Origin of the sequence: Polaribacter sejongensis, from assembly GCF_038024065.1 — a bacterium.
GTDB lineage: Bacteria > Bacteroidota > Bacteroidia > Flavobacteriales > Flavobacteriaceae > Polaribacter > Polaribacter sejongensis.
Window position 1 is genome coordinate 1,739,354 of the sequence record NZ_CP150667.1, and the last position, 25,610, is coordinate 1,764,963.

General features: G+C 31.0%; 19 protein-coding genes and 5 tRNA genes. 7 read left to right on the forward strand and 17 right to left on the reverse strand.

Annotated elements, in window-relative coordinates:
- The 16 genes from secE to WHD08_RS07200 all read right to left on the reverse strand — a co-directional run bounded on the left by secE (position 1) and on the right by WHD08_RS07200 (position 9,894).
- Positions 1-198, reverse strand: a complete 198-nt coding sequence (gene secE, locus WHD08_RS07125; protein ID WP_068450831.1) for a preprotein translocase subunit SecE — start codon at positions 196-198, stop codon at positions 1-3.
- 18 nt (positions 199-216) lie between these two features.
- Positions 217-288, reverse strand: a tRNA-Trp gene (locus WHD08_RS07130).
- A gap of 75 nt (positions 289-363) precedes the next feature.
- Positions 364-1,551, reverse strand: a complete 1,188-nt coding sequence (gene tuf, locus WHD08_RS07135) for an elongation factor Tu (protein ID WP_165732786.1) — start codon at positions 1,549-1,551, stop codon at positions 364-366.
- A gap of 61 nt (positions 1,552-1,612) precedes the next feature.
- Positions 1,613-1,685 (reverse strand) — tRNA-Thr (locus WHD08_RS07140).
- A 15-nt stretch (positions 1,686-1,700) separates the two neighbouring features.
- Positions 1,701-1,773 (reverse strand) — tRNA-Gly (locus tag WHD08_RS07145).
- A 16-nt stretch (positions 1,774-1,789) separates the two neighbouring features.
- Positions 1,790-1,871, reverse strand: a tRNA-Tyr gene (locus tag WHD08_RS07150).
- 53 nt (positions 1,872-1,924) lie between these two features.
- A tRNA-Thr gene (locus WHD08_RS07155) sits at positions 1,925-1,998 on the reverse strand.
- A gap of 105 nt (positions 1,999-2,103) precedes the next feature.
- Positions 2,104-2,412 (reverse strand): ribosome hibernation-promoting factor, HPF/YfiA family, encoded by a 309-nt coding sequence (hpf, locus tag WHD08_RS07160; protein WP_165732787.1) that lies wholly within the window; start codon positions 2,410-2,412, stop codon positions 2,104-2,106.
- A gap of 3 nt (positions 2,413-2,415) precedes the next feature.
- Positions 2,416-3,309, reverse strand: a complete 894-nt coding sequence (locus WHD08_RS07165) for a tyrosine-type recombinase/integrase (RefSeq protein WP_165732788.1) — start codon at positions 3,307-3,309, stop codon at positions 2,416-2,418.
- Between the two features lie 101 nt (positions 3,310-3,410).
- Entirely contained in the window at positions 3,411-3,608 is a 198-nt protein-coding gene (gene rpsU / locus WHD08_RS07170) for a 30S ribosomal protein S21 (protein ID WP_036822200.1), read from the reverse strand.
- A 290-nt stretch (positions 3,609-3,898) separates the two neighbouring features.
- A complete protein-coding gene (locus tag WHD08_RS07175) occupies positions 3,899-5,065 on the reverse strand; it encodes an acyl-CoA dehydrogenase family protein (protein WP_208888711.1) in 1,167 nt (388 codons plus the stop codon).
- A gap of 26 nt (positions 5,066-5,091) precedes the next feature.
- Positions 5,092-5,979, reverse strand: coding sequence for a helix-hairpin-helix domain-containing protein (locus tag WHD08_RS07180; protein ID WP_208888710.1), 888 nt, complete (start codon positions 5,977-5,979; stop codon positions 5,092-5,094).
- A gap of 10 nt (positions 5,980-5,989) precedes the next feature.
- A complete protein-coding gene (locus tag WHD08_RS07185; RefSeq protein WP_165732791.1) occupies positions 5,990-7,585 on the reverse strand; it encodes an alanine/glycine:cation symporter family protein in 1,596 nt (531 codons plus the stop codon).
- 89 nt (positions 7,586-7,674) lie between these two features.
- Positions 7,675-8,574 (reverse strand): SDR family oxidoreductase, encoded by a 900-nt coding sequence (locus tag WHD08_RS07190; protein WP_208888709.1) that lies wholly within the window; start codon positions 8,572-8,574, stop codon positions 7,675-7,677.
- Positions 8,575-8,664: 90 nt separating this feature from the next.
- Positions 8,665-9,669, reverse strand: a complete 1,005-nt coding sequence (locus WHD08_RS07195; RefSeq protein WP_208888708.1) for a potassium channel family protein — start codon at positions 9,667-9,669, stop codon at positions 8,665-8,667.
- Between the two features lie 3 nt (positions 9,670-9,672).
- Entirely contained in the window at positions 9,673-9,894 is a 222-nt protein-coding gene (locus WHD08_RS07200; RefSeq protein ID WP_165732794.1) for a PspC domain-containing protein, read from the reverse strand.
- 178 nt (positions 9,895-10,072) lie between these two features.
- Between WHD08_RS07200 and uvrA the strand changes: the two genes are divergently transcribed.
- The 7 genes from uvrA to WHD08_RS07235 all read left to right on the forward strand — a co-directional run bounded on the left by uvrA (position 10,073) and on the right by WHD08_RS07235 (position 24,247).
- Positions 10,073-12,895, forward strand: a complete 2,823-nt coding sequence (gene uvrA, locus WHD08_RS07205) for an excinuclease ABC subunit UvrA (RefSeq protein WP_208888707.1) — start codon at positions 10,073-10,075, stop codon at positions 12,893-12,895.
- A gap of 101 nt (positions 12,896-12,996) precedes the next feature.
- The gene (locus WHD08_RS07210) at positions 12,997-13,704 is read left to right on the forward strand and encodes a TIGR00730 family Rossman fold protein (RefSeq protein WP_208888706.1); all 708 of its coding nucleotides are present in this window, start codon (positions 12,997-12,999) and stop codon (positions 13,702-13,704) included.
- A gap of 146 nt (positions 13,705-13,850) precedes the next feature.
- Entirely contained in the window at positions 13,851-16,610 is a 2,760-nt protein-coding gene (locus WHD08_RS07215; protein ID WP_244183227.1) for an aminopeptidase, read from the forward strand.
- A gap of 108 nt (positions 16,611-16,718) precedes the next feature.
- Complete coding sequence (locus tag WHD08_RS07220) at positions 16,719-17,390, forward strand: hypothetical protein (RefSeq protein ID WP_208888704.1); 672 nt, start codon at positions 16,719-16,721, stop codon at positions 17,388-17,390.
- A 10-nt stretch (positions 17,391-17,400) separates the two neighbouring features.
- The gene (locus WHD08_RS07225; protein WP_208888703.1) at positions 17,401-19,050 is read left to right on the forward strand and encodes a hypothetical protein; all 1,650 of its coding nucleotides are present in this window, start codon (positions 17,401-17,403) and stop codon (positions 19,048-19,050) included.
- Between the two features lie 180 nt (positions 19,051-19,230).
- On the forward strand, positions 19,231-21,684 hold the full coding sequence (locus WHD08_RS07230; protein ID WP_208888702.1) for an alpha-ketoacid dehydrogenase subunit alpha/beta: 2,454 nt from the start codon (positions 19,231-19,233) through the stop codon (positions 21,682-21,684).
- A 139-nt stretch (positions 21,685-21,823) separates the two neighbouring features.
- Positions 21,824-24,247 carry a zinc-dependent metalloprotease gene (locus WHD08_RS07235; RefSeq protein WP_208888701.1) on the forward strand — a complete coding sequence of 808 codons (2,424 nt, stop codon included), beginning with the start codon at positions 21,824-21,826 and terminating at the stop codon, positions 24,245-24,247.
- 2 nt (positions 24,248-24,249) lie between these two features.
- Here the strand turns inward: WHD08_RS07235 and WHD08_RS07240 are convergent, their stop codons facing one another.
- On the reverse strand, positions 24,250-25,524 hold the full coding sequence (locus tag WHD08_RS07240; protein WP_208888700.1) for a DUF2851 family protein: 1,275 nt from the start codon (positions 25,522-25,524) through the stop codon (positions 24,250-24,252).
- Positions 25,525-25,610 lie beyond the last annotated feature (86 nt).

Sequence of the window (25,610 nt, forward strand, 5' to 3'; positions counted from 1 at the left end):
TTAGTTAGATTTAAACATTCCAAAAAAGTTATCTAATCCTGTTTGAAAAACATAATCTATACCAGCTACAGCTAAAGCAAATACAATCGTAAAAACAGCAACAGTTACTGTAGTTTTTTGAGCTTCTTCTTTAGTTACCCACGTCATGTGATTGCTTAATTCGTCAAAAGAATCTTTGATGTATTGTATAAAGTTCATTTTTCTTATTTTTAATTGCACGGGCGGAGAGATTCGAACTCCCGACAGCTGGTTTTGGAGACCAGTGCTCTACCGCTGAACTACGCCCGTATTTTAATTCAATATTAAAGGCGTTCCGTTAAAAACGGAACACCCTTAGAATTTATTTATTAAAACTAATAAATCTTAGTCTAATAATTCAGTAACCTGACCTGCTCCTACAGTTCTACCACCCTCACGGATTGCAAAACGTAAACCAATATTTAATGCAATTGGTTGGATTAAATCTACTGTAATAGTTAAGTTATCTCCTGGCATAACCATTTCAACACCATCAGGTAAATTAATTGTACCTGTAACATCTGTAGTTCTTACATAGAACTGAGGACGATAGTTGTTATGGAATGGAGTATGACGTCCACCTTCTTCTTTTTTAAGAACATAAACTTCTGCCTTAAATTTACCATGAGGAGTTACAGAACCTGGCTTACAGATTACCATTCCTCTTTTTATATCTTCTTTTGCAATACCTCTTAATAAGATACCTGCATTATCTCCAGCCTCACCTCTATCTAAGATTTGACGGAACATTTCAATACCAGTAATAGTAGAAGTCATTTTCTCAGCTCCCATACCAATAATATCTACAACATCTCCTGTATTAGCAATACCAGTCTCAATACGACCAGTTGCAACAGTACCACGTCCAGTAATAGAGAATACATCCTCAACTGGCATTAAGAAATCTTTATCAACTTCTCTTAAAGGCTCTTCAATCCAAGCATCAACTGCTTCCATTAATTCTAAAACAGTATCAACCCATTTTTGCTCACCGTTAAGTGCACCTAATGCAGATCCAGCAATTACTGGTCCATTATCACCATCATATTCATAGAAAGAAAGTAATTCTCTTACTTCCATATCTACTAATTCGATTAATTCTTCATCATCAACCATATCCACTTTATTCATGAATACAACCATACGAGGAATACCAACCTGACGACCTAATAAGATATGCTCTCTAGTTTGAGGCATTGGTCCATCCGTCGCAGCAACAACTAAAATAGCACCATCCATTTGAGCAGCACCAGTTACCATGTTCTTTACGTAATCCGCGTGACCTGGACAGTCAACGTGCGCGTAGTGACGATTAGCTGTTTGATACTCTACGTGAGAAGTGTTAATTGTAATACCTCTTTCTTTTTCTTCTGGTGCATTATCAATCTGATCGAAAGATTTTGCTTCAGAAAATCCTGCATCAGCTAATACTTTAGTAATAGCAGCAGTTAAAGTTGTTTTACCGTGATCTACGTGTCCAATAGTACCTATGTTAAGGTGTGGTTTTGAACGATCGAAAGTTGCCTTTGCCATGTTTATTAATTTTAATTCTTAGTTTAAATATATATAATGTGTAAAAAATACCCTTTAAATGAGCCAGCGATGAGATTTGAACTCACGACCTCATCCCTACCAAGGATGCGCTCTACCAACTGAGCTACACCGGCCTGTTGATAATCTTGAGCGAAAGACCGGGTTCGAACCGGCGACATTCAGCTTGGAAGGCTGACGCTCTACCAACTGAGCTACTTTCGCGTTAATATGTAAATTGTGGGGAGAGCAGGATTCGAACCTGCGAAGACGTAGTCAACGGAGTTACAGTCCGTCCTCGTTGGCCGCTTGAGTATCTCCCCTTTAATTTACTATTTTAATGAACTTAACTGCTTTCGCAATTTTATTGTTTTTGAGCCGATGGAGGGACTCGAACCCACGACCTGCTGATTACAAATCAGCTGCTCTAGCCAGCTGAGCTACATCGGCTTTTGATGCAAAAAACAATCCGCTATTTCTAACGGATTGCAAATGTACGAAGTTATTTTAGTTTTCAAAACTTTTTTTAAAGTTTTTTTACTTTTTTTTTCATTTTTATGAATTAACAGAGTCTCGAAGCTTTTCTTTAGACCTTTTTAACTGTCTTTTTAAATTGTCAACAGCAGCATTAACGCCTTCTTCAAAGGTTTTTGCCTCTCTTTTTATGATTAGCTCACTTCCTGGTATATTTATCTTAACTTCTGTAACTTTATTTTCTTTATCGCTAGTGTTGATCACTTTTAAAAAAACTTCTGCGTCAACTATCTTATCGTGAAATTTAGTTAATGATAAAACCTTTTCATCTACATATGCTATAAGTTCCTTATCTGCATTAAAATTAACTGATTGCGTGAATACTTTCATATTTTACTGTGTTTTATGACTCTTAGGGTGAGCCTGGTTATATACTTTTTTAATAACTGCAAGACTATTTTGTGTATAGACTTGCGTTGATGCTAAAGATGAATGCCCTAACAACTCTTTAACTGAATTTATATCTGCTCCTTCATTTAACAGATGTGTAGCAAAAGAATGCCTTAATATATGAGGGCTTTTTTTCTGCTTTGAAGAGACTTGACTAAAGTAAGTATTAATAATTCTGTAAACAAGAGTTTCATAAATTTTATTTCCTTTTTCGGTAATAAAAAGCTCATCTAAACCAATTGTAAATTCTTGTTTAAATTTTAAATATTGTTTTAACGTTTGAATAACAGTACCTAATAAAGGTACAAAGCGTTCTTTATTTCTTTTCCCCAATACTTTTATCGTTTTATCTGATAAACTAACGTCTCTTTCTTTTATATTAATTAACTCTGCTCTTCGAATACCTGTAGAATAAAACAATTCGACAATTAATTTGTTTCTAATAGAAGTAAAAGTAACATCTACCTCTTTTTCTATTTGATTGATGACCTCATTAATTTCTTTTGATGTAAAAGGCACCTGAACTCTTTTTTCTGTTTTTAAGGCTTTATGCTTAGAAAGCGGATTTAATTCTATCTGTTTGGTTTTTTGCAAAAATTTATAAAAAGACTTTAAAGAACTTACCTTTCTATTAATGGTTCTATTTGATATTTGAGTATCTACTAAAAAAACAATCCAACTTCTAATTTGTGGATAATGCACTTCTAATAAACTTTCTTGATCATACTCTGTCTCTAAAAAGTCTCTAAATGAGGTTAAATCGTTTTTATAAGCAGTAATAGTATGTACAGAGTATTTTTTCTCAAAAGACAAATATTCTAAAAAAGGATCAATCAAATTGTTAGCTATTAAGTGTTAGTAAATTTACAAAAAATTGAACACAAAAAACCCGTATTGAAAATTCAATACGGGTTTTATTTCTTAGAATTAAGTTATTTCTAACCTACTTCTTCTTGTGTTCTTAATCTCTGAACGTAAGAAGCTTTAATTCTTTGAGCTCTGTTTGCTACAGAAGGTTTTGTGAAGTTCTTTCTAGCACGCAAGTTCTTCATCGTTTTTGTACGATCGAATTTTCTCTTGTAACGCTTTAAAGCTCTATCGATATTCTCTCCTTCTTTAATTGGTATAATTAACATAAGTTGGCACCTCCCTTCATAGTCTCTTTATATTTTAGAATAGTATTTAAACTATTATTTTTATTTTTTGGACTGCAAATGTAATTACAAATTATGAATTGACAATTAGTTATTACAATATATTTTAAATAAGCAATATGCGTTAGGGATTGAACGGCTTGTTTGAGCTCTTTTGAGGCACGAAAAAAGCGAGTAGTGAAAGCCCGACCTTTAGGTAACGCCCGTGTTCAGTGTTCAGTGTATTCAAAAATTAAAATTTTTGAATTGCTACCTACAAGGTTTTAGAAACCTTATGTTGCTGGTTTATATTCTTTCTTATCAATTACAATCTTTGCGATAATCTCTTTTAAGATTTCTGAAGTCCCTCCTCCTATTGGTCCTAATCTACTATCTCTTAATAAACGTGCCATCGGGTACTCTTCCATATAACCATAGCCGCCTAACATTTGTAAAGCATCGTAAATAACTTCATCTGCCATTTTTGTAGAGAGTAATTTAGACATACTTGCTTCTTTTACCACATATTGGCCGTCATTAAGGCGTTTTGTAATTGAGTAGTTGTATTCTTTACACATATCTACTCTACTTGCCATTTCTGCAATCTTATGTCTTAATACTTGAAACTTATCTAAAGACTTACCAAAAGCAATTCGTTCTTGCATATAATTTAAAGCATATTCTAGGGCGAATTCTGCTCTAGCATGTGCATTTACACCCATTACCAATCTTTCTAAAGCAAAATGCTGCATAATATAAGGAAATCCTTTTCCTTCTTCTCCTAATAAATTTTCTGCAGGAATTTCTACATTATCAAATGCTATTTCTCCAGTATCTGATGCTTTCCAACCTAACTTATCTAACTTTGTTGCTGTAAGTCCTTTTGAAGCTCTATCTACCACAAAAATGCTAATTCCTTTATACTTATCTGAAGGATCTGTTTTTGCAGCTACAATTAAATAATCTGAATAAACTCCGTTTGTAATAAAGGTTTTAGAACCGTTTAAAATATATGTATCTCCTTGCTTAATTGCTGTAGAACGCATACCTGCAACATCAGACCCACCAAATGGTTCTGTGATACACATACAACCAATCATATCTCCCTCTATACTTGGTGTTAAATATTTATTTTTTATAAAATCATCACCTTCTTTAGCTAAGTGTGTCATGGCTAAATATTCGTGCGCCCACATTGCCGCCGCAAAACCACCTGAATTGACTTTCTGCAATTCTTCTAAAAAGATAACTGTATAAAATAAATCTAAATTTAAGCCTCCGAACTCTTCTGGAGTATTTAAACCGAAATAGCCCATTTCTCCGAATTTCTTCCAAATAAAACGTTCTATACTACCTTCTTTTTCCCATTTATCTATATGAGGAATTACTTCTTTTTTCAAAAACTCTTTAAAACTTGCACGGAAAGCTTCGTGCTCTTCAGTAAAATACATACTGCTCATAAGCCAATAAATGTGTTTGTGGTTTGTTATTCAGCCATCAAATATAAGACTATTCTATCATATTTATCTAACGGAAAATCTATGATATTTTTTAATTCAGAAATATTTTGAAGTTCAGCTACTTCATCTCTGTATTCAAAAATCTTTTTACACAACGAATAATCTATGTAAGGATTCTTTAAAAGCGCTTTAAATGAAGCTGTATTTACATTTATTTTATTGATAATTGGTTTCTCAACTATTTTAAATTTTGATAATACTTTATTAGCAACTTCTATATCTAATCCCCAAACTTCCTTTAATTGATCTTCAATAGAAAAGCCTTGTAGTTTTGTTCGATAGTTTACAATTCGCTCGGAGAAAGCGGCTCCGATTCCGCTTATAGTTCTAAAATCCTGGGCAGTTGCTTTATTGATATCTGTAGTAGATACTTTCTTTTCCTTCTTTTTATAATAAGTTTGATTTCTACCTGAAGATGATGGGCTAGAATTTTGTTTGACAACCCAATCTGGAAACTTAAAATACGGTGCTATTTTATTTAATAATGAATCGGATATAAGGGTTACTTTCTGAAACTCAATTTTAGAGTTGACAAATTTATTTGTTTTTCTAAATGTTAATAACCTGTCTATTTCTTTTATAGACATGCCTAATTGTTCTCCTTTACTATCTGTGATATAATTAGGATTAAAAGGATAAATTTTAGGTTTTCTATTCTCTATTTCAATAGTTCGTAAACTGTCTATTTGTTGATGAAATGCTAAAACCTGTTTAGAATTGATGTCTATTTTGTCATCCGAAGAAAAATTACCAAAGACAATTACCGATTGTACGATAAGGATAAGTAGGATTAAAAAGAAAATCCCATTTCTTTGGCTTTTGTGATACCAGAAATGGGATTTTAATATTTTCATAAAAAGTGATTTATGCTTCTGTCCTAGACTTTATAGCAGCCATGTACTTATTTAGTTCTTCTTTTACTTTAGGCGCAAGAATAATTAAACCGATCATATTTGGAACCATCATTGCAAAAACCATTGCATCAGAGAAACCAATTACAGAACCTAAACTTGCTGCCGCACCAATTACTACGAATATACAGAAAATTATTTTATATGTATATTCCATTTTTTTAGACCTTCCGAATAAAAACACCCAACCTTGAAAACCATAGTAAGACCAAGAAATCATAGAGCTAAATGCAAATAATACAACTGCAACTGTTAACACATACGGAAACCAAGAAATAGCAGATTCGAATGCACCAGAAGTTAATAATATTGCTTGCGCATCATTTAACGAAGCATTTTCTGCCGCAACGTTACCTGTAATAATTAATACTAAAGCCGTCATTGTACAAACCACAACAGTATCTATAAATGGTTCTAATAAAGCAACCATACCTTCACTAGCGGCAAATTTTGTTTTTACAGCAGAATGCGCTATAGAAGCAGAACCAATACCAGCTTCATTTGAAAAACAAGCTCTTCTAAATCCTTGCACCAATACTCCTACTGCTCCACCTGCAATTCCTTCTGGACTAAATGCACCATTAAATATTTGTAAAAATGCATCACCAATCATAGTATAATTTGCAAAAATTACAAACAACGAAGCTGCTACATAAATCGCCACCATAAAAGGTACAATTTTATCGGTAACTTTTGCTATTTTTTTAATTCCTCCAATAATAACAATACCTACTAACGTAGCCATTACCAAACCGAACAACCAACCTTTACCATGTAAAATAGAAACACCGCCAACTGGAGTTGTAATACTTTCTACTAATTGAAAAGCTTGATTTACTTGAAACATGTTTCCACCTCCAAAAGAACCTCCAATAACAAATATTGCAAATAGACCTGCTAATATTTTACCTAAAGTTTTATTTTTTAATCCTTTTGTTAAATAATACATCGGACCACCATAAACGGTTCCGTCAGATTCTATATCTCTATATTTAACACCTAATGTACATTCTACAAATTTAGATGCCATTCCTAAGAAACCTGCAATAATCATCCAAAAAGTAGCACCTGCACCACCAATTGAAACCGCAATTGCAACTCCAGCAATGTTACCCAAACCAACAGTTGCAGACAATGCAGCCGTTAATGCCTGAAAGTGTGAAACTTCTCCTTCATGCCCTTCTATTCTTATAGTGTCTGGATTATCTTCTTCATCTGTAAATTTCGATTTAGAAATCTCTACTTTGTGGTTTTGTCTTTCTTCTAAATCGTCATATTTACCTCTAACAATGTTTATAGACGTAAAAAAACCTCTAAAATTTATAAATTTGAAGTAAACTGTAAAATAAAGCGCCCCAAAAACAAGTGGAAATAAAACCCAATAAATACTAATTGTATCTGTAAAAGGAATTTGGTAGAAAATAAGGTTCACAAACCAACCTGTTGCATCACCGAAAGCTTTATCGATTTGTTGGTCTAGTCCTTTTTCTTGTGCAAATGTTAACATGGGGATTGCCAATAAAAACATTGACAGGATTCGTTTCTTCATAATATGTAAATTATTGTTTTTTCAATTAGTAAGTCGCAATATCCTAAAAATTTGCTCTTTTCACAACTTTTAGCGGATAAATAGAAATTTTATATTAAGATTTCTTTAAATCTTTGCAAATCTTCTTTAAAGGATTTTGGATAAAATTCTAATTCTTTATTTGTTTTTGATAAATCAAAACCAGTTTTTGCAGGTCTTGGTGCTGTCTGATTTAAAGTGGATGTAGATATCGGTTTAATTAAGTTTTTATCTAAATTAAAAGCAACTGCTATTTGTTGTGCAATTTCATAAACACTTAATAATTCATTTGATGAGATATTAAAAATACCTGTTGCTTTTTTATCCATAGAGACCTTACAAGCTAAGGCTAAATCCTCTACATAAGTTGGTGTTCTAAATTGATCGTCTACAATAGTAATTTCTTTACCCTTTTCTAACATCTCTCTAACCCATAGTACAATATTACTTCGACTCATATCAAACACTTTACCGTAAACCAAAATAGTTCTTAATATGGTGTAATTGATACTTGATTCTAATAAAAGTTCTTCAGATTTTAATTTCGAAGATCCATAATAACTTAATGGATTTGCAATATCAGTTTCTTTATAGTTTCCTTTTATTCCATCAAAAATAAAATCCGTAGAAATATGAATTAAATGAGCATTTAGGTCTTCTGATATTTCTGCCAACCATTTTACAACCGTTACATTTAACAAATCGCATGCTGCTTTTTGGTTTTCACAGTCATCTACTTGCGTCATTGCTGCGGTATTGATAATAAAATCTGGCTGAAGCTCTAATAATGCTTTTTTAAGTTTTTCTTCTTCAGTAATATCAATAGAAACATAAGAAAAATCATTTCTTCCACTTCTATTATCTCCTCTTGAAAATCCAAAAACTTGGTAATTTTCTTTTTCTTTAAGTAATAAATTTAATAAAGATTGACCTAACAACCCGTTACTCCCTGTAATTACAACTTTAACCATAAATAGATTTCTTATTTTATATTTCTTAGCGCTTTATTTTAGTTAAAAAAAATCAACAAACGCTTAACGTTCTTTTGAAATCTTAATCAACTAAAACAACTCTCTTAATTTAATTATTTGATTTGGTCTCCCCAAGACTATTAGATGAGACCCTTTAATAAGTAAACAGTCTGCTTCCGGGTTTATAATGTATTCTTTATTAGGATCTATAAAACCAATAACAGTACATCCCGTTTTTTTTCTTAAATCTAAATCTAACAAGGTTTTATTTATATATTTTTCTGGTAAATCATCTACAGCTATTTCCTCTAAATTGGCAGTAGTTTCTCCTTCTATAGTTAACCTGTCTACAAACTCAATAACATCTGGAGTAGTAACCAAAGAAGCCATGTGGTCTCCTCCTAATTTATCTGGCATAATTACATTGCTTGCGCCTGCAATTTTTAGCTTACTATAAGAAGACTCGTTAGAAGCCCTACTTATTACTTTGCACTCTTTATTTAATTGACTAACCGTTAAAACTACAAACAGATTATTAGCATCCGAAGGTAAAGCAGTAATTAAATAGGAAGCTTTTTCTATGCCTGCTCTTAATAATGTTTCATCTAGAGTTGCGTCTCCACTTATATTTAAAACTCCTGCTGCATCTAAAATTTCTATTCGTTCTTTACTTTTTTCAACAACTACAAAGTCTTTATTATAATTTTTTAATTTTAAAATTGCTTGTTTTCCATTTCTTCCATATCCACAAACAATGGTATGTCCTTTTAAACTTGCTATTTTCTTTTCCACTTTTCTATGCTTAAAATGTTCAAATAATCTTCCACTAACTAAATATTCTGAAAAAGCTGAAACAGCGTATCCAAAAATAGTAATACTGGTTAAAATTAAAAATATTGTAAAAACTTTTTCTTCTGGAGAAAATGGTCTCAACTCTCCAAAACCAACAGTAGTAACGGTAATAACCGTCATATACAATGCATCTATAAAAGAGTAATTAGAAAGCACCATATACCCAATGGTCCCTAAAGAAATTATAGCAATAACTAAAAATAAAGTTTTATTAATTTTAGATTCTAATACAGCTATCTTCATATATTATAGATCAAAGACAGAACTTCTTTTAGTGTACACCGTATCTTTTAGCTTAAATAAAAATGCTAATGTTAAGTAAAAACCAAAAGACAAACCTACCGTAAAGAAAGTAACATAAATAAAAAACAAACGCACATTTAATGCTCTCATCCCTATTCTGTCTGCTAATCTTGACGAAACATGAAATCCATTTCTTTCAAAAAAATGTCGAATATTATCTATCATTTAAGTTCAAATAATTTAAATGCAATATAGTATTTTATCAATTGATAACAACATTTTTTAAATTACTGTTCTTTTTAAAGCAATCTTTCTATAAAAGTTTAACATTAAAAGCGTTAAACAATCATCCTTAAATTAAAATTGGTTTCTTTAACTTTGCGTTTTTCCAAAAAGATCTCATTTGAAAGACCAAGAATATATAGAAGTATACGGAGCAAGAGTCCATAACTTAAAAAATATTGATGTAAAAATCCCTCGTGAAAAACTAGTTGTAATAACTGGTTTAAGCGGAAGTGGAAAATCTTCTTTAGCTTTTGACACTATTTATGCAGAAGGACAAAGGCGATATATTGAAACTTTTTCGGCGTATGCACGTCAGTTTTTAGGTGGATTAGAAAGACCAGATGTTGATAAAATTGATGGACTTTCACCAGTAATATCCATAGAGCAGAAAACTACTAATAAAAGTCCGCGTTCTACGGTTGGTACTATTACCGAAATTTACGATTTTTTAAGACTATTATTTGCAAGAGCAGCAGATGCGTACTCTTATAATACTGGAGAAAAAATGGTAAGTTATTCTGATGAACAAATTAGACAACTTATTTTAACCGATTTTTCTGATAAAAAAATTGCTGTTTTAGCACCTTTAGTAAAATCTAGAAAAGGACATTATAGAGAACTTTTTGAACAAATTTCTAAACAAGGTTTTTTACGTGTTCGGGTTGATGGAGAAATTAAAGAAATAGAAAAAGGAATGCGTTTAGACCGATATAAAACGCATGATATTGAGGTTGTAATAGATAGACTTCTGATTAATGAATCTGCAGAAAAACGCTTAGAAGAAACTATAAAAACAGCTTTATACTCTGGGAATAACATTATGATGGTTATTGACATTGATGACAATGAACCTCGTTATTTTAGTAGAGAATTAATGTGCCCAACATCGGGAATTGCATATCCAAATCCGGAGCCTAATACTTTTTCTTTTAATTCCCCAAAAGGCGCATGTGATAAATGTAGTGGATTAGGAATTACCAATGAAATTAACTTAGAAAAAGTAATTCCAGATAACTCTATATCTATACAAAAAGGAGGAATTACTCCACTTGGAGAACAAAAAAGTAGCTGGATTTTTAAACAAATAGAAAATATTGCTGAACGTTATCAATTCAAATTAACAGACCCTATAAAAAGTATTCCAAAAGAAGCATTGGACGTAATTTTAAATGGAGGAAACGAATCTTTTGAAATTGAGTCTAAAGCAGCCGGAGTTACTAGAAATTACAAAATAGATTTTGAAGGAATTATTTCTTTTATAGAAAACCAATATGACAGCGCCGAAAGCACGACAATAAAACGTTGGGCAAAAGGTTTTATGGATGAAGTTTCTTGCTCTACCTGCGGTGGAAAAAGGTTAAAAAAAGAAGCGCTTCATTTTAAAATTATTGATAAAAACATTAGCGACTTAGCACAAATGGATGCTACTGAACTTGCAAAATGGTTTAAAAACATTGAGAAAAGTTTATCAAAAAAACAACTAATTATTGCTGCTGAAATTTTAAAAGAAATTAGAACTAGAATTCAGTTTTTATTAGATGTTGGTTTAGATTACTTAACCTTAGACAGAACTTCTAAATCACTTTCTGGTGGAGAAGCACAAAGAATTCGTTTGGCAACTCAAATTGGATCTCAATTAGTTGGAGTTCTTTATATTTTAGATGAACCGAGTATTGGATTGCATCAACGAGACAATCAGAAATTAATTGACTCTTTAGTAAAATTACGAGATATAGGTAATTCTGTTTTAGTTGTAGAGCACGATAAAGACATGATGGAACATGCAGATTTTGTGTTCGATATTGGTCCTGGAGCAGGAAGACATGGTGGTGAAATAGTAAGCTCGGGAACTTTTGAAGATTTAAAAAAGCAAAATACACTTACGGCAGATTATATAACAGGCAGAAAAGAAATTGCGGTTCCAAAAAAACGTAGAGAAGGAAATGGAAAATTCATCAAACTAAAAGGAGCAACTGGTAACAATTTAAAAAATGTTTCTGTTGAATTTCCGCTCGGAAAAATGATATGTGTAACTGGAGTTTCTGGAAGTGGAAAATCAACTTTAATAAATGAAACCTTATACCCTATTTTAAACGCTCATATATATAGAGGTGTCAAAAAACCGATGCCTTACAAAAAAATTGAAGGTCTAGAGCATGTAGATAAAGTAATAGACATCGATCAATCTCCTATTGGTAGAACTCCACGTTCTAACCCTGCAACCTATACAGGTACTTTTGGTGAAATTAGAAGTTTATTTGCAAAAACACCAGAAGCTGCAATTCGTGGTTACAAACCGGGGCGTTTTTCTTTTAATGTAAAAGGTGGACGTTGTGAAACTTGCCAAGGTGGTGGAGTTCGTGTAATTGAAATGAACTTTTTGCCAGACGTACAAGTAGAATGCGAAACTTGCCAAGGAAAAAGATTCAACAGAGAAACTTTAGAGATTAGATACAAAGGAAAATCTATTTCGGATGTTTTAAATATGACGATTGAAGACGCTACAGATTTCTTTGAACTAATTCCAAAAATACACAGAAAATTAAAAACCATAAAAGATGTTGGTCTTGGATACATAACACTTGGGCAACAATCTACCACACTTTCTGGAGGTGAGGCTCAACGAATTAAATTAGCATCAGAATTATCTAAAAGAGATACCGGAAACACTTTTTATATTTTAGATGAACCAACAACCGGACTTCATTTTGAAGATATTAGGGTTTTAATGGACGTTTTAAACAAACTTGCCAATAAAGGAAATACAGTACTAATTATAGAGCACAATTTAGATGTTGTAAAACTAGCTGATTACATTATTGATGTTGGTATGGAAGGCGGAAAAAAAGGAGGAAAAATACTTTGTACCGGAACTCCGGAAGAAGTTGCTGAACACAAAACGAGTTATACTGCTAAATTTTTGAAAAAGGAATTGAATTAAATTTTAATCATTTAACATCGTGTAATGTTAAAAAAGAGCTATTTTAGCAAGCTTTCTTTTTTTTTGAAAAAAGAAAAATAAATTTTAAAAAATTACAGATAATGACAAGTGATGATAGAAAAATAAAAGAAAAATTACAAACAAAAACCTGGAACGAGATAAAAACAAACGATTCTTGGGCTATTTTTAAAATAATGGCAGAGTTTGTAGATGGTTACGAGCGTTTAAGTAAAATTGGACCTTCAGTATCTATTTTTGGATCTGCAAGAACAAAACCAGATCATCCATATTATAAATTAGCTGAAGAAGTTGCTTTTCAATTAACTCGTAATGGTTACGGTGTAATTACTGGTGGTGGACCAGGAATTATGGAAGCAGGAAATAAAGGTGCTCATAGAGGAAAAGGAAGTTCTGTTGGTTTAAATATTGAATTACCTTTTGAACAACATGACAATCCTTGGATTGATCAAGGGAAAAGTTTAGACTTTGATTACTTCTTTGTACGTAAAGTAATGTTTGTAAAGTACTCGCAAGGTTTTGTAGTAATGCCAGGTGGTTTTGGTACTATGGATGAGCTTTTTGAAGCGATTACATTAATACAAACCCATAAAATTGGTCGTTTTCCTATTATTTTAGTCGGAACAAAATTCTGGGGAGGTTTATTAGATTGGATAAAAAACACTCTTTTAGAAGAAGGAAATATTAGTGAAAAGGATTTAGACCTTTTTAGATTGGTAGATACTGCAGAGGAAGCTATTGAGCATCTTAATAATTTTTACGATAAATATCATTTTAAGCCTAATTTCTAAAATATTATATTAATTTACACTTTTATATAGCCTGTCTTTTTCTAGTAAGATAGGCTATTATAATATAAACCCTATTTAACACAATAAAGATTTAATTGAAAAATCGTTATTACATAGTACTAATTTGCTTCTTAGCATCCAGTTTTGTGTTTTCGCAGCAGAACTCTATCAGCATAAAATCTAAATTAGATACTGAAAAAGACGAGCTTAAAATTCAACAAGAAATTGTTTTTCACAACCCATCAGACTCTATATTAACTAAAGTCTACCTTCATAATTGGGCAAATAGTTACAGAGACAGAAAAACACCATTGTCTAAACGTTTTATTAAGGATTTTAGAAAAGATTTATACTTTGCAAAACCACAAGAATTAGGTTCATCTACCATAAAAAGTCTTTCTGTAGATTTTGAAAATGTCTATTTTAAAGAATTAGACAAGCAAGCAGACATCATAGAAATAGATCTTGACAAACCATTATATCCAAATTCAAAAATCACTATATCAATAACATATATTGTAAAAACACCCAATGCTCGTTTTACAAAATATGGTAAAACAAAAACAGGTTATCATCTTAGAAATTGGTATTTAACACCCGCTATTTACGACAATGGTTGGCAATTAATGAGTAATTTAAATTTAGATGATTTATACGAAAAAGGGACTGATTTTAAAATAGAAATCGATGTGCCTAAAGATTTAATTGTAGAATCTAATTTATATCAATACAAAACAAAAAAAGAAAACACAAACAGTTACTATTTAGTTGGAAAAAATAAAACCGATGTTATTGTTGGAATCAACAAAACACAACAACTAAAAACCTATAACACAAAAACAGTTACTGTACATACAGATGTTTTCTCTAAAGAATTAGATTACAATTTAACAACAAGTATCTTAAATAGAGAAATCCTTTTTATTCAAAAATATTTAGGAAAATATCCTCATGTAGAAATTTTTATTGATAAAGCTACCCAAAGTAAAAACCCAATCTATGGTTTAAATCAATTACCTAATTTCTTACGTCCATTTTCCGATACTTTTAAATGGGACGTTACAATGTTTAAGGCACTTACAAAAAGGTATATAGAAAACACCTTACTCTTAAACAAAAGAAAAGATTATTGGCTAATAGACGGAATACAAAACTATTTAATGATCGAATATGTAGAGGAATATTATCCAGAAGTAAAACTTCTAGGTAAAGTTTCTAACTCTTGGCTTGTAAAAGGATTTAATATTTCTAAATTAGATTTTAATGATAAATACCCCTTTGTATATCAATTTACAGCCCGTAAATTTTTAGATCAAGCATTAAATACTTCTGCAGACTCACTTTCAAATTTTAATAGAAAAATTGTTAGTAAATACAAAGCTGGCTTAGGTTTTCGTTTTTTAAAAGGATATTTAGGTGATAGTATCTTAAACCAAACAATTCAAGAATTTTATCAGGATAACCAATTAAAAATTACTTCAAGTAATCACTTCAACAAACTACTGTCTACTAAGACTACTAAAGATTTAGATTGGTTTTTTAATGATTTTATAAAGACCAATAAAAAAATAGATCATAAGATTGAAAGCGTAAAAAAAGAAAAAGACAGTATTTCTGTAACCATTAAAAATAAAAGAAATATTACTACTCCTTTAGCTATTTATGCAATAAAAGATGAAGAAATTAAATTAAAAAAATGGGTAGCAGATGTTGACAGTACTAAAACAGTAAAGTTTAAAAAAGGAGACTACGACACTTTTGTATTGAATTATGAAAACCTATACCCAGAATTAAACACTTTGAATAACTGGAAAACAGTTGACAAAAAAATTCTGAACAAACCTCTAAAATTTTCATTTTTAAAAGACATAAGCAGCCCTAATTACAATCAAGTTTTTTATCAACCTGATGTAAATTATAATTTTTACAATGGTTTGATTCTTGGAGTAAAACTACACAACAAACCGCTGATAAAAAGAAATTTTGAATTTAAAATAGCTCCATATTATGCTACAAAAAGTAATACAGTAATTGGGAGCTTCTCTTTACTTTATAATCAATTTTTTGAAAAAACAAAAATATACAAAGTCGCTTACGGTTTAGCTGGAGGCACCTCTGATTACGCACCTAATTTATCTTATAAATCTCTTACCCCCTATGTAGACATTACTTTTAAGAGAAAAACATTAAGAGACATTTCATCAGAATATTTAAGAGCGAAATTAATTCATATAGATAAAGAAATTGCACCTGATGCTATAAGAACAGACCAAGATAATTACAGTGTTCTTAGCTTAAGTTACAATTACTCTAACCCAGATATTATAAAAGAGTTTAGATACAGCTTTAGTACAGAGTTTGCTAAAAAGTTTTCTAAAGCCACATTAGATCTTAGATTTAGAACCTTAACAACAACAGATACTCAATTAGACTTTAGATTTTTTGCGGGTGTGTTTTTTAACAATAAAACAGAAGGAGATTATTTTAGTTTTGGCTTAGATAGAAGCAATGATTACCTATTTCAATTAAATTATTTAGGAAGATCTGAAAGCTCTGGTTTTTTTAGCCAACAATACATTATTAACGAAGGTGGTTTTAAATCTGTATTACCTACAAGATTTGCAAATCAATTTATGGTTTCTAATAATTCTAGCATTGGTTTGTGGAGATGGATAGAGGTTTATAATGATGTCGCTTTCTTAAAAAATAAAAATCAACCTCTGTACTTTGCCTACGAAAACGGAATCCGTTTTAACTTTGTACATGAGATCTTCGAAATTTACTTTCCCCTTTATTCCAACAACGGATGGGAAATATCTCAGAACGCTTATCCCGAAAAAATAAGATTCTCATTATCTGCTGATGTAAAATCTATTTACAACTTTTTTAAGAGAGGATTTTTGTAATATTCACAAAAACCCCACTAAAGAGTCAATATACCTATAAGTAGGTATTTTAACATTCTCATTAAATATTAATTTTGTCCAACAAACAACAAATTAAAATTGATGAAAATGAAAAAAAAAAAAAAACAACTATTATTCATTTTTCTTATTAGCTTTAGTCTCCTAGGGCAATCACAAGAAATTGAAAAGAAAAATGCATTTGCAATTTCTATTGGATCACCTGGTCTTGGATTAGAATATGCAAGAAAAGTTAGCCCAAAACTAAATGCAAAAGTGGTCTGGCAAACTTTTAAATTAGAAGACTTCGAAAAAGAAGACCTAGAGATTAAAGATGACGTTGTAGACCTGCTTGCAACGATAGAATCTTCCATAATAGATTTAGGAATTGAATATTTACCATTTAAAAATTCTTCATTTAAATTAACAACCGGTCTAGGTCTTTTATCTAAAGTAAATGCAAATGCTCTAATTACGTATACAGAAGATGTAAAATATGGAGATATTACAATTACCAAAGAAAATATTGGTGAAATAAACGCAGATGTTACTTGGAGTGGCGTAGCTCCTTATCTAGGGGTTGGTTTTGGTAGACCTGTACCTAAAAAAAGATTTGGTTTTGGTGTTGAGTTTGGTACTTATTTCACTTCATCACCAGACGTAGAATTAACTGCAACAAATTTACTTTCACCTACTTCAAACCAAAAAGAAAATTTAAAAGAAGCTCTTGATACTTTTAAGTTTATACCAAGAATACAAATAAGATTAGCTTATAAATTTTAAAAAAAGAAAAATGAAAAAATTAAACAAACTACATGCATTTATTGCACTCGCATTTATGACACTACTTGTTATAAGTTGTAATTTTAAAGGAATAACAGACGATGTTGATATTCAAATATCCAACAACATATTAAAACAAGAAGCGCTTATTAGTGTTTTAGATATTGTAAACCCAGAAAGTATTGAGGGTCCAAATAAATTAACTGTAGAACTTATTGGTAATGATGCTGATAAATTTGTAACAAATTCTGGAGAAAATATTTCCAACTTAAAAGTAATTGATGGAAATATATCTTTAGCAGTAAACCCTAACTTTTCTAGTTCTGAAGATTTAAAAGTTTTACTAAAAATTAAAGGCAATAACTATCTAACAACGACTATACCTGTTATTATAGCTGCAAATGACACTTTAGTTACTAAATCTATAAACATAGTAAATAAATTAAATACTGTACAAGGAGTTGATTTTTTAGAAACCACAAAAACACTTTCTAATAACTCAATTTCTGAAAACTATATCATTACAACACCAAAAACAAAAGCAACAACAAATACAGAAATCACAATTGAATCTGGTACTATTTTTCAAGATGCAAATGGAAACAACATCTCTGGAGCTAACTTAAAAAGTGAAATTGCTCACTTTAGTTTAGATACACCCGAAGCTATAGCTTCTTTCCCTGGAGGTTTAACCCCACTAAGTGTTATTGACGAAGCCGGAGATGAAACTGAAGATGTAGCTTTTATTACAGCAGGTTTTACTTCTATTGATATGTTTGTAGATGGTAAAGAAGTTAAAAACTTCTCTAAGCCAATTAGCGTAGGTATTGAGATCCCAAATAATTACATAAACCCTGAAACTGGAGATAATATAAATGAAGGTGATTTAATTCCAATTTGGTCATACGGAGAAGATGGTCAATGGGGCTTTCACAAAACAGGAACTGTAACCATGAATACTTCTGGGAACTACAACGTAGTTTTTACAACAACTCATTTATCTTGGTATAACTTAGACTACTATTATAGAGGGTGTGATTATTACAGAAAACTAACAGTATCAATCCCGAAAACACCAAGTCTTTCTGATAATTTCAATGACTTAAGCTACGACCTAGTTTATGCACATAATGGTCAAGTTATCGCTAATAGAGATATACAAATATCTAAAACTAAAGATAATTCTAATGGATATTACAGAACTCCTAACCAAAACTTAAAAATTAAATTATATTCTGGTGGTAGATATGACAGCAATAGAGTTTTATTATATACTTCAGAAGCTTTTGATGGTTGTAGTAATAACACCATAAATATAGATGGTTCTACATTTTCTAATTCAATTCCCCCGAAGCCGGACGTAAGAAATATCAACATACAATTTCAAACTAAATGTGGAGATAAAGTATTAAATCCTTTTTTATACTTATACAGACAAGAAAGCTACACGTACTACGGAAGAATTTATACATATTGGAAATGGGTTGGATACACTTATGCTGGAAAAGGCTACATATATAACGCACATATAGGAGTGTCCCAAAAATACAAAGTATATTTTGGAGGTAATTCTTATGAATATGATTATACATTTAACTCAGACAACATTATTATTGGTGACTTCGAAGCACCCGGAGATTTATGCAGCAGATTATTCTAACCAAATAACAGTTTATACAAAAAAAGAGGTATTGTGAAAACAATATCTCTTTTTTATTAAACAAAACCCAATAAAAACTAAAAATTAGCAAAAAAAATTACCATATTCTTAATAAATATATAAGTTTTTAATTATCAACTAAAAAAACTATCTTTGTGACACATTAAAAAGCTCATAAAAATGTTGCAAGAAACACCTATAGATAATAAACAAAAACTATCTTTTCAAGACTTTAAAACAGAAGTTTTAAATGATTATAAAATAGCTAAAATTAGTAGAGAGTGCAGTTTATTAGGCCGTAGAGAAGTTTTAACAGGTAAGGCTAAATTCGGTATTTTTGGTGACGGAAAAGAAGTTCCGCAACTAGCAATGGCTAAAGCATTTAAGTTAGGCGATTTTAGATCTGGTTACTACAGAGACCAAACTTTTATGATGGCTATCGGAGAGTTAACTCCACAACAATTCTTTGCAGGTTTATATGCACACACAGATATAAAAGCAGAACCTATGTCCGCCGGAAGGCAAATGGGTGGTCATTTTACAACACACAGTTTAAATGAAGATGGCAGCTGGAAAGACTTAACAAAACAATACAACTCTAGTGCAGATATTTCACCTACAGCGGGTCAAATGCCACGTTTATTAGGTTTAGCACAAGCTTCTAAAATATACAGAACAGAAAAAAGCGTACAACATAAATCTAAATTTTCCATAAACGGAAATGAAGTTGCTTGGGGTACTATTGGTAATGCTAGTACTAGTGAAGGTTTATTTTTTGAAACCATAAACGCAGCAGGTGTTTTACAAGTACCTATGCTAATGAGTGTTTGGGATGATGAATACGGAATCTCTGTTCACGCGAAACATCAAACTACAAAAGAAAGTATATCAGAAATTTTAAAAGGTTTTCAGAGAGACAATAATCATAATGGTTATGAAATTTTTGTGGTAAACGGTTGGGATTACGTACAATTGGTAGACACTTATAATAAAGCTGCAAAAATTGCTAGAGAAGAACACGTACCTATTTTAATTCATGTAAAAGAATTAACACAACCACAAGGTCATTCTACTTCTGGATCTCACGAAAGATATAAAGATAAAAAAAGACTAAACTGGGAAAAAGAACACGATTGCATTACAAAAATGCGAAATTGGATTTTAGACTTCGAATTAGAAACTGAATCAGGAGAAACTTTACGCTTTGTAGAATCTGAAGAAGATCTTATTATTTTAGAAAAGCAAGCAAAAAAAGAAGTTTTAAGTGCAAAAAGAAATGCTTGGAACACTTTTATTAATGAAATAAAAACAGAAGTAAATACTGCCTGTCAATTATTAGACAAAGTTGCTGAAAAGAGCAAGAACAGTAGCTTTATCAACAAACATAAAAAAGATTTAATTTCTATTATAGAACCTAGTAGAAAAGATGTTTTATCTGCAACTAGAAAAACACTACGATATTTAAGTGATGAAAATTTTGCTGAAAAAATATTACTTCAAAATTTTATAAAAAACGCTATAAAAAGTGCCTCTGAAAAATTTTCTTCATATCTATATAGTGAAACAAACCTTAGTGCATTAAACGTTCCTGAAAAGAAACCTGTATATTCTGATAGTAAAACATTGGTAGATGCACGGATAATTATGAGAGATAATTTTGATGCTATTCTTAAAAAACATCCAGAAGTAATTATTTTTGGTGAAGATGCTGGTTTTATTGGTGATGTAAACCAAGGATTAGAAGGTCTTCAAGAAAAATATGGTGAAATAAGAGTTGCAGATACAGGAATTAGAGAAGCAACAATAATAGGACAAGGTATTGGTTTAGCAATGCGTGGCCTACGCCCTATCGCAGAAATACAATATTTAGATTATTTGTTGTACGCTTTACAAATAATGAGCGACGATTTAGCAACCCTACATTACAGAACTTTCGGTAAACAAAAAGCGCCTTTAATTATTAGAACCCGTGGTCACAGACTAGAAGGTATTTGGCACGCAGGCTCTCCAATGGGCGGAATTATAAATAATGTTAGAGGAATTCATGTCTTAGTACCTAGAAACATGACAAAAGCAGCTGGTTTTTACAATACTTTACTAGAAGGTGATGAGCCTGCATTAGTAATAGAATGTTTAAACGGTTACCGATTAAAAGAGGAATTGCCTGTAAATTTAGGTGACTACAAAACACAAATAGGTGTTGTAGAAACTGTAAAAGAAGGTACAGACTTAACAGTTGTTTCTTACGGGTCTACCTTAAGAATTGTAGAAGAAGTAGCTAAAGAATTACTACAAGCAGATATTAACATAGAAATTATAGACGCACAAAGTTTACTACCTTTCGACTTGAATCATGATTGTGTAAAAAGCTTAGAAAAAACAAATAAGTTATTAATCATTGATGAAGATTTACCTGGTGGAGCTTCTGCTTATCTTCTCCAAGAAATTGTAGAAAACCAAAATGGTTACATGTTTTTAGATAGCAAACCTGCAACTTTAACAGCTAAAGAACATAGAACAGCTTACGGTACAGACGGAGATTATTTTTCTAAACCATCTGCAGAGGATATTTATGAGAAAATCTATGAAATTATGAATGATGCAAATCCTAATAAACATAAAAGTTTGTATTAAAAACACCATACATAAATTCTATTAAGCTCGAAAAATCTATTTTTTTGAGCTTTTTTTTTAACATAATTATAAGAAAACGTTAAGAAAATAACAAACACATTTAAGTAATTTAGTGCCTTATACATCATTAAACTCTAATATGAAGAAAACACTACTTTTATTATTACTCTCTCTTTTTACAATTTCTAGTTCTCTTGAAGCTCAACGAAAATCAAAAGATAAAAAGAAAGAAAATTCAGAAGCTAAAACAAGCAAAGCAAAAACCCCAAAATATTCAGATTTCATAAACAAAGACACAAAAACTGACGAAGGCTTATTTAAAGTTCACTTTGATAAAGATAAATTTATCTACGAAATTCCTAAATCTTACTTAGGCAAAGAAATGTTGTTAGTTACTAGACTAAGAGATATACCAGCGGGCTTAGGTGGTGGTTATGTAAATGCAGGTTCTAAAATTAACACACAAGTTGTTGTTTGGGAAAAATATAAAAATAAAGTTTTACTAAAAGTAAAATCTTACAACGCAGTTGCAAACGATTCTTTACCGATTTTTAAATCGGTAGAAGCTAATAATTTAGAACCAATTATATATTCTTTTGATATTAAAACTCAAAATTCAGATTCTACAGCTGTTTTAGTTGATGTTACTAAATTCTTTTCTTCTGATGTAAAAGCAATATCAGGATTATCTTCAAGATTTAGAAAAACATATAAAGTAAAAAGATTAGATGCAGATAGAAGTTTTGTTAGTAGCATTAAAAGTTACCCTGAAAATGTTGAAGTAGTTCAGAATTTTACATTTGACGCAGATGCTCCACCAAGTAATCGAAATACAAACACAATTACAATGCGTGTGAATCAATCTATGATTTTACTGCCAGAAAACCCAATGATGCCTAGAATTTCAGACAAAAGAGTTGGTTATTTTTCTCTTGAAAATGTAGATTATAGTTCAGAGGCATTAAAAGCAGATGAAAAAAGATATATTAAACGCTGGAGATTAGAACCTAAAGATGTTGAAGCATATAACCGTGGAGAATTAGTAGAACCAAAAAAACAAATTGTTTATTATTTAGATCCTGCAACACCAGAAAAACTAAGAAAATACATAAAACAAGGAGTTGATGATTGGGCAAAGGTTTTTGAAACTGCAGGTTTTAAAAATGCTATTATAGCAAAAATGCCACCAACAAAAGAAGAAGACCCAGAGTTTAGTATGGAAGATGCTCGTTATTCTTCTATTAGATATGTAGCAAGTACTACAAGAAATGCAACCGGACCAAGTGTTGCAGATCCAAGATCTGGAGAAATATTAGAAAGTGATATTATTTGGTATCACAATCATCTACGTTCTTATAGAAATAGATATTTATTAGAAACCGGAGCAGCAAATCCGTCTGCAAGAACTTTAGACACGCCTGCAGAAGATATTGGAGAAATGATGCGTATGGTAATTTCTCACGAAGTTGGTCACGCTTTAGGTTTACCTCACAACATGGCAGCAAGTTATGCGTATCCTGTAGATTCTTTACGCTCTGGAAGTTTTACTCAGAAGTACGGAATTGCAGCTACAATTATGGATTACGCACGTTACAATTACGTTGCACAACCTGGTGATAAAGATGTAAGATTTGTTAGACAATTGGGGCCTTATGATCATTATGCAATTAATTGGGGATACAGAGTTGTGCCAAATGCAAATACTCCAGAAGACGAAGTAAAAACTTTAGATACATGGATTGAAGATAAAGCGGATAACCCAATTTATAGATTTGGTGGACAACGTTTTGATCCTTCGGCACAAACTGAAGGAATTGGAAACGACCAAGTAAAAGCAAGTACTTACGGAGTTAAAAACTTAAAAATTGTAGCTAAAAATCTTCCAAGTTGGACATCAGATCAAACAAACAATTACCAAGATTTAAGTGAATTATACGGAGAGTTACTAAGCGTTTGGGGAAGATATTCTGGACACGTTGTTGGTAATATTGGTGGTGTTTTTGAATATAATAAAAAACCTTCTCAGTCTGGAAATGTTTATGTACCCGTTACAAAAGCAAAACAAAAAGAATCAATGGCTTGGTTACAAGCAAATGTTTTTAAAACTCAAAATTGGTTACTTGATAAAGATATTTTAAACAAGATTGAAGAAACTGGTTATACAGACAAACTTGCAAGTTATCAAAATAGATTTTTAGGCACTTTATTAAATTACCGTACATTAAACAGAATGATAGAAGCAGAAGTAATTCAAGATGAATTTTATGCAGCATCAGACATGGTTAAAGATTTAAGAAAAGGTATTTTTTCTGAGACAAATGCAACTAAAAACGTTGACTTACAAAGAAGAACTCTTCAAAAATCATTTATTGAAAAAATGAAGAATTTAATGGATAATGAAGAATCAAAGAATAACGACATCTCTTCTATTGTAAGAGGAGAATTAGAAGCTTTAAAAAACCAAGTAAATACAGCAAGTAAAAGAGCTGTAAACACAATTACAAAATATCATTACAAAGATTGTTATGCTAAAATTAATGAAATCTTAAATCCTAAGAAATAACATTATTTTTCGCTTAACAACCGAACTCCTATTGCGCACTGTAAACATCGTTTCTTTGCGCAATAGTTATTTTTAAGCTCTAATAAAGACTGTGTTTCATAAGCATTTTTAGATTGAACTCCAATTTCATCAAACTTAGAAATAATACTATTTTTTTCTGATTTTATTTTTTTAAGAATCTTTAAAAATTCCATTTCATTCACTTCTCCCCTATTTTTTTGATATAAAAATTTTAGAGGAATAATAGTGTTGATCAATAATAAATCTACAAAGGATTTTGTCAACTTTTTAGGATATAGTTTTGAAATTGTATCAAATGTATAATGTGTTTTCCAAAACGGATGAACATCAGTTTCAAACAACTCATAAAATCCTTTTAAGGTTTCTATTTGCATCATTTTAGAAAATAAATTTTGATGTAAATGATACAAAGCAATTAATTGGGCAATACGAATAGTAGGAAAATTTGGTGGTCTCATTCTAAAAAAAGAAAACTGCACATTTGCTATCGGTTCTAAGTTATATTTATGCCGCAAATAACTGTACGTTATTTTTAATTGTTGATGATATTCGTCTTCTATAACTTCCTTTAAAAATCCTGCTTGCCCAAAGAACAAAGCTGCTAATTGCGTTTCATCTAACCTTACTTTTCTAAGAATTGAGAAATCAAAAGAAGTTGCTAAGCTAAAAAAGACTTCTCCATTTACTTTTAATCCAAAGTTTTTGGCTAATAATTGAAATAGAACTGCTTCAAAATCGTTTTGATTGTCCAACAAAACTTGATTCATTTCAATCGATTTTCGTTCTAACCGTTCAAAAAACAATCGTTCTTTCCAATTATCAATCGTAAAATTATCTACTGTACTAATTTCTTTTTCACAAGGAATCCAATTTTGCTTGGTAGAAAATAAGTTCCGATAGTTATTTAAGGCAGATGCAAGAACAAAATCTTTTAAAACCAAAACAGGCAAAGGTTTGTTGTTTTTCATATAAACAGTAGCATCATCTTCCCAAACTACATGTAAAATAACGGCATCATAATTTTCATCAATTTCATGATGATGTGCATACCAATCAGACGATTTTAAGTGAATCTCTACATTGCCAACCCACAATTGATCCTCAATTTTAAGTTGCGCGTTCAAAAAATCTGGACCTGAGTTATAATTATGAATTCCAACTTTTAAAATAGAAACATCTTCGTTAGTCATTGTTTTTAAATCGTGAACAGAAAACAATTGATATTTCCATACATAATGAAGAAAATCCTCATTCATAGTCTTTTTTTGTTATCAAGATACAAAAAATCATTTATACCTTTATCAATATTTATAATCACCTGAACAGAAATCATCAAAAAGAA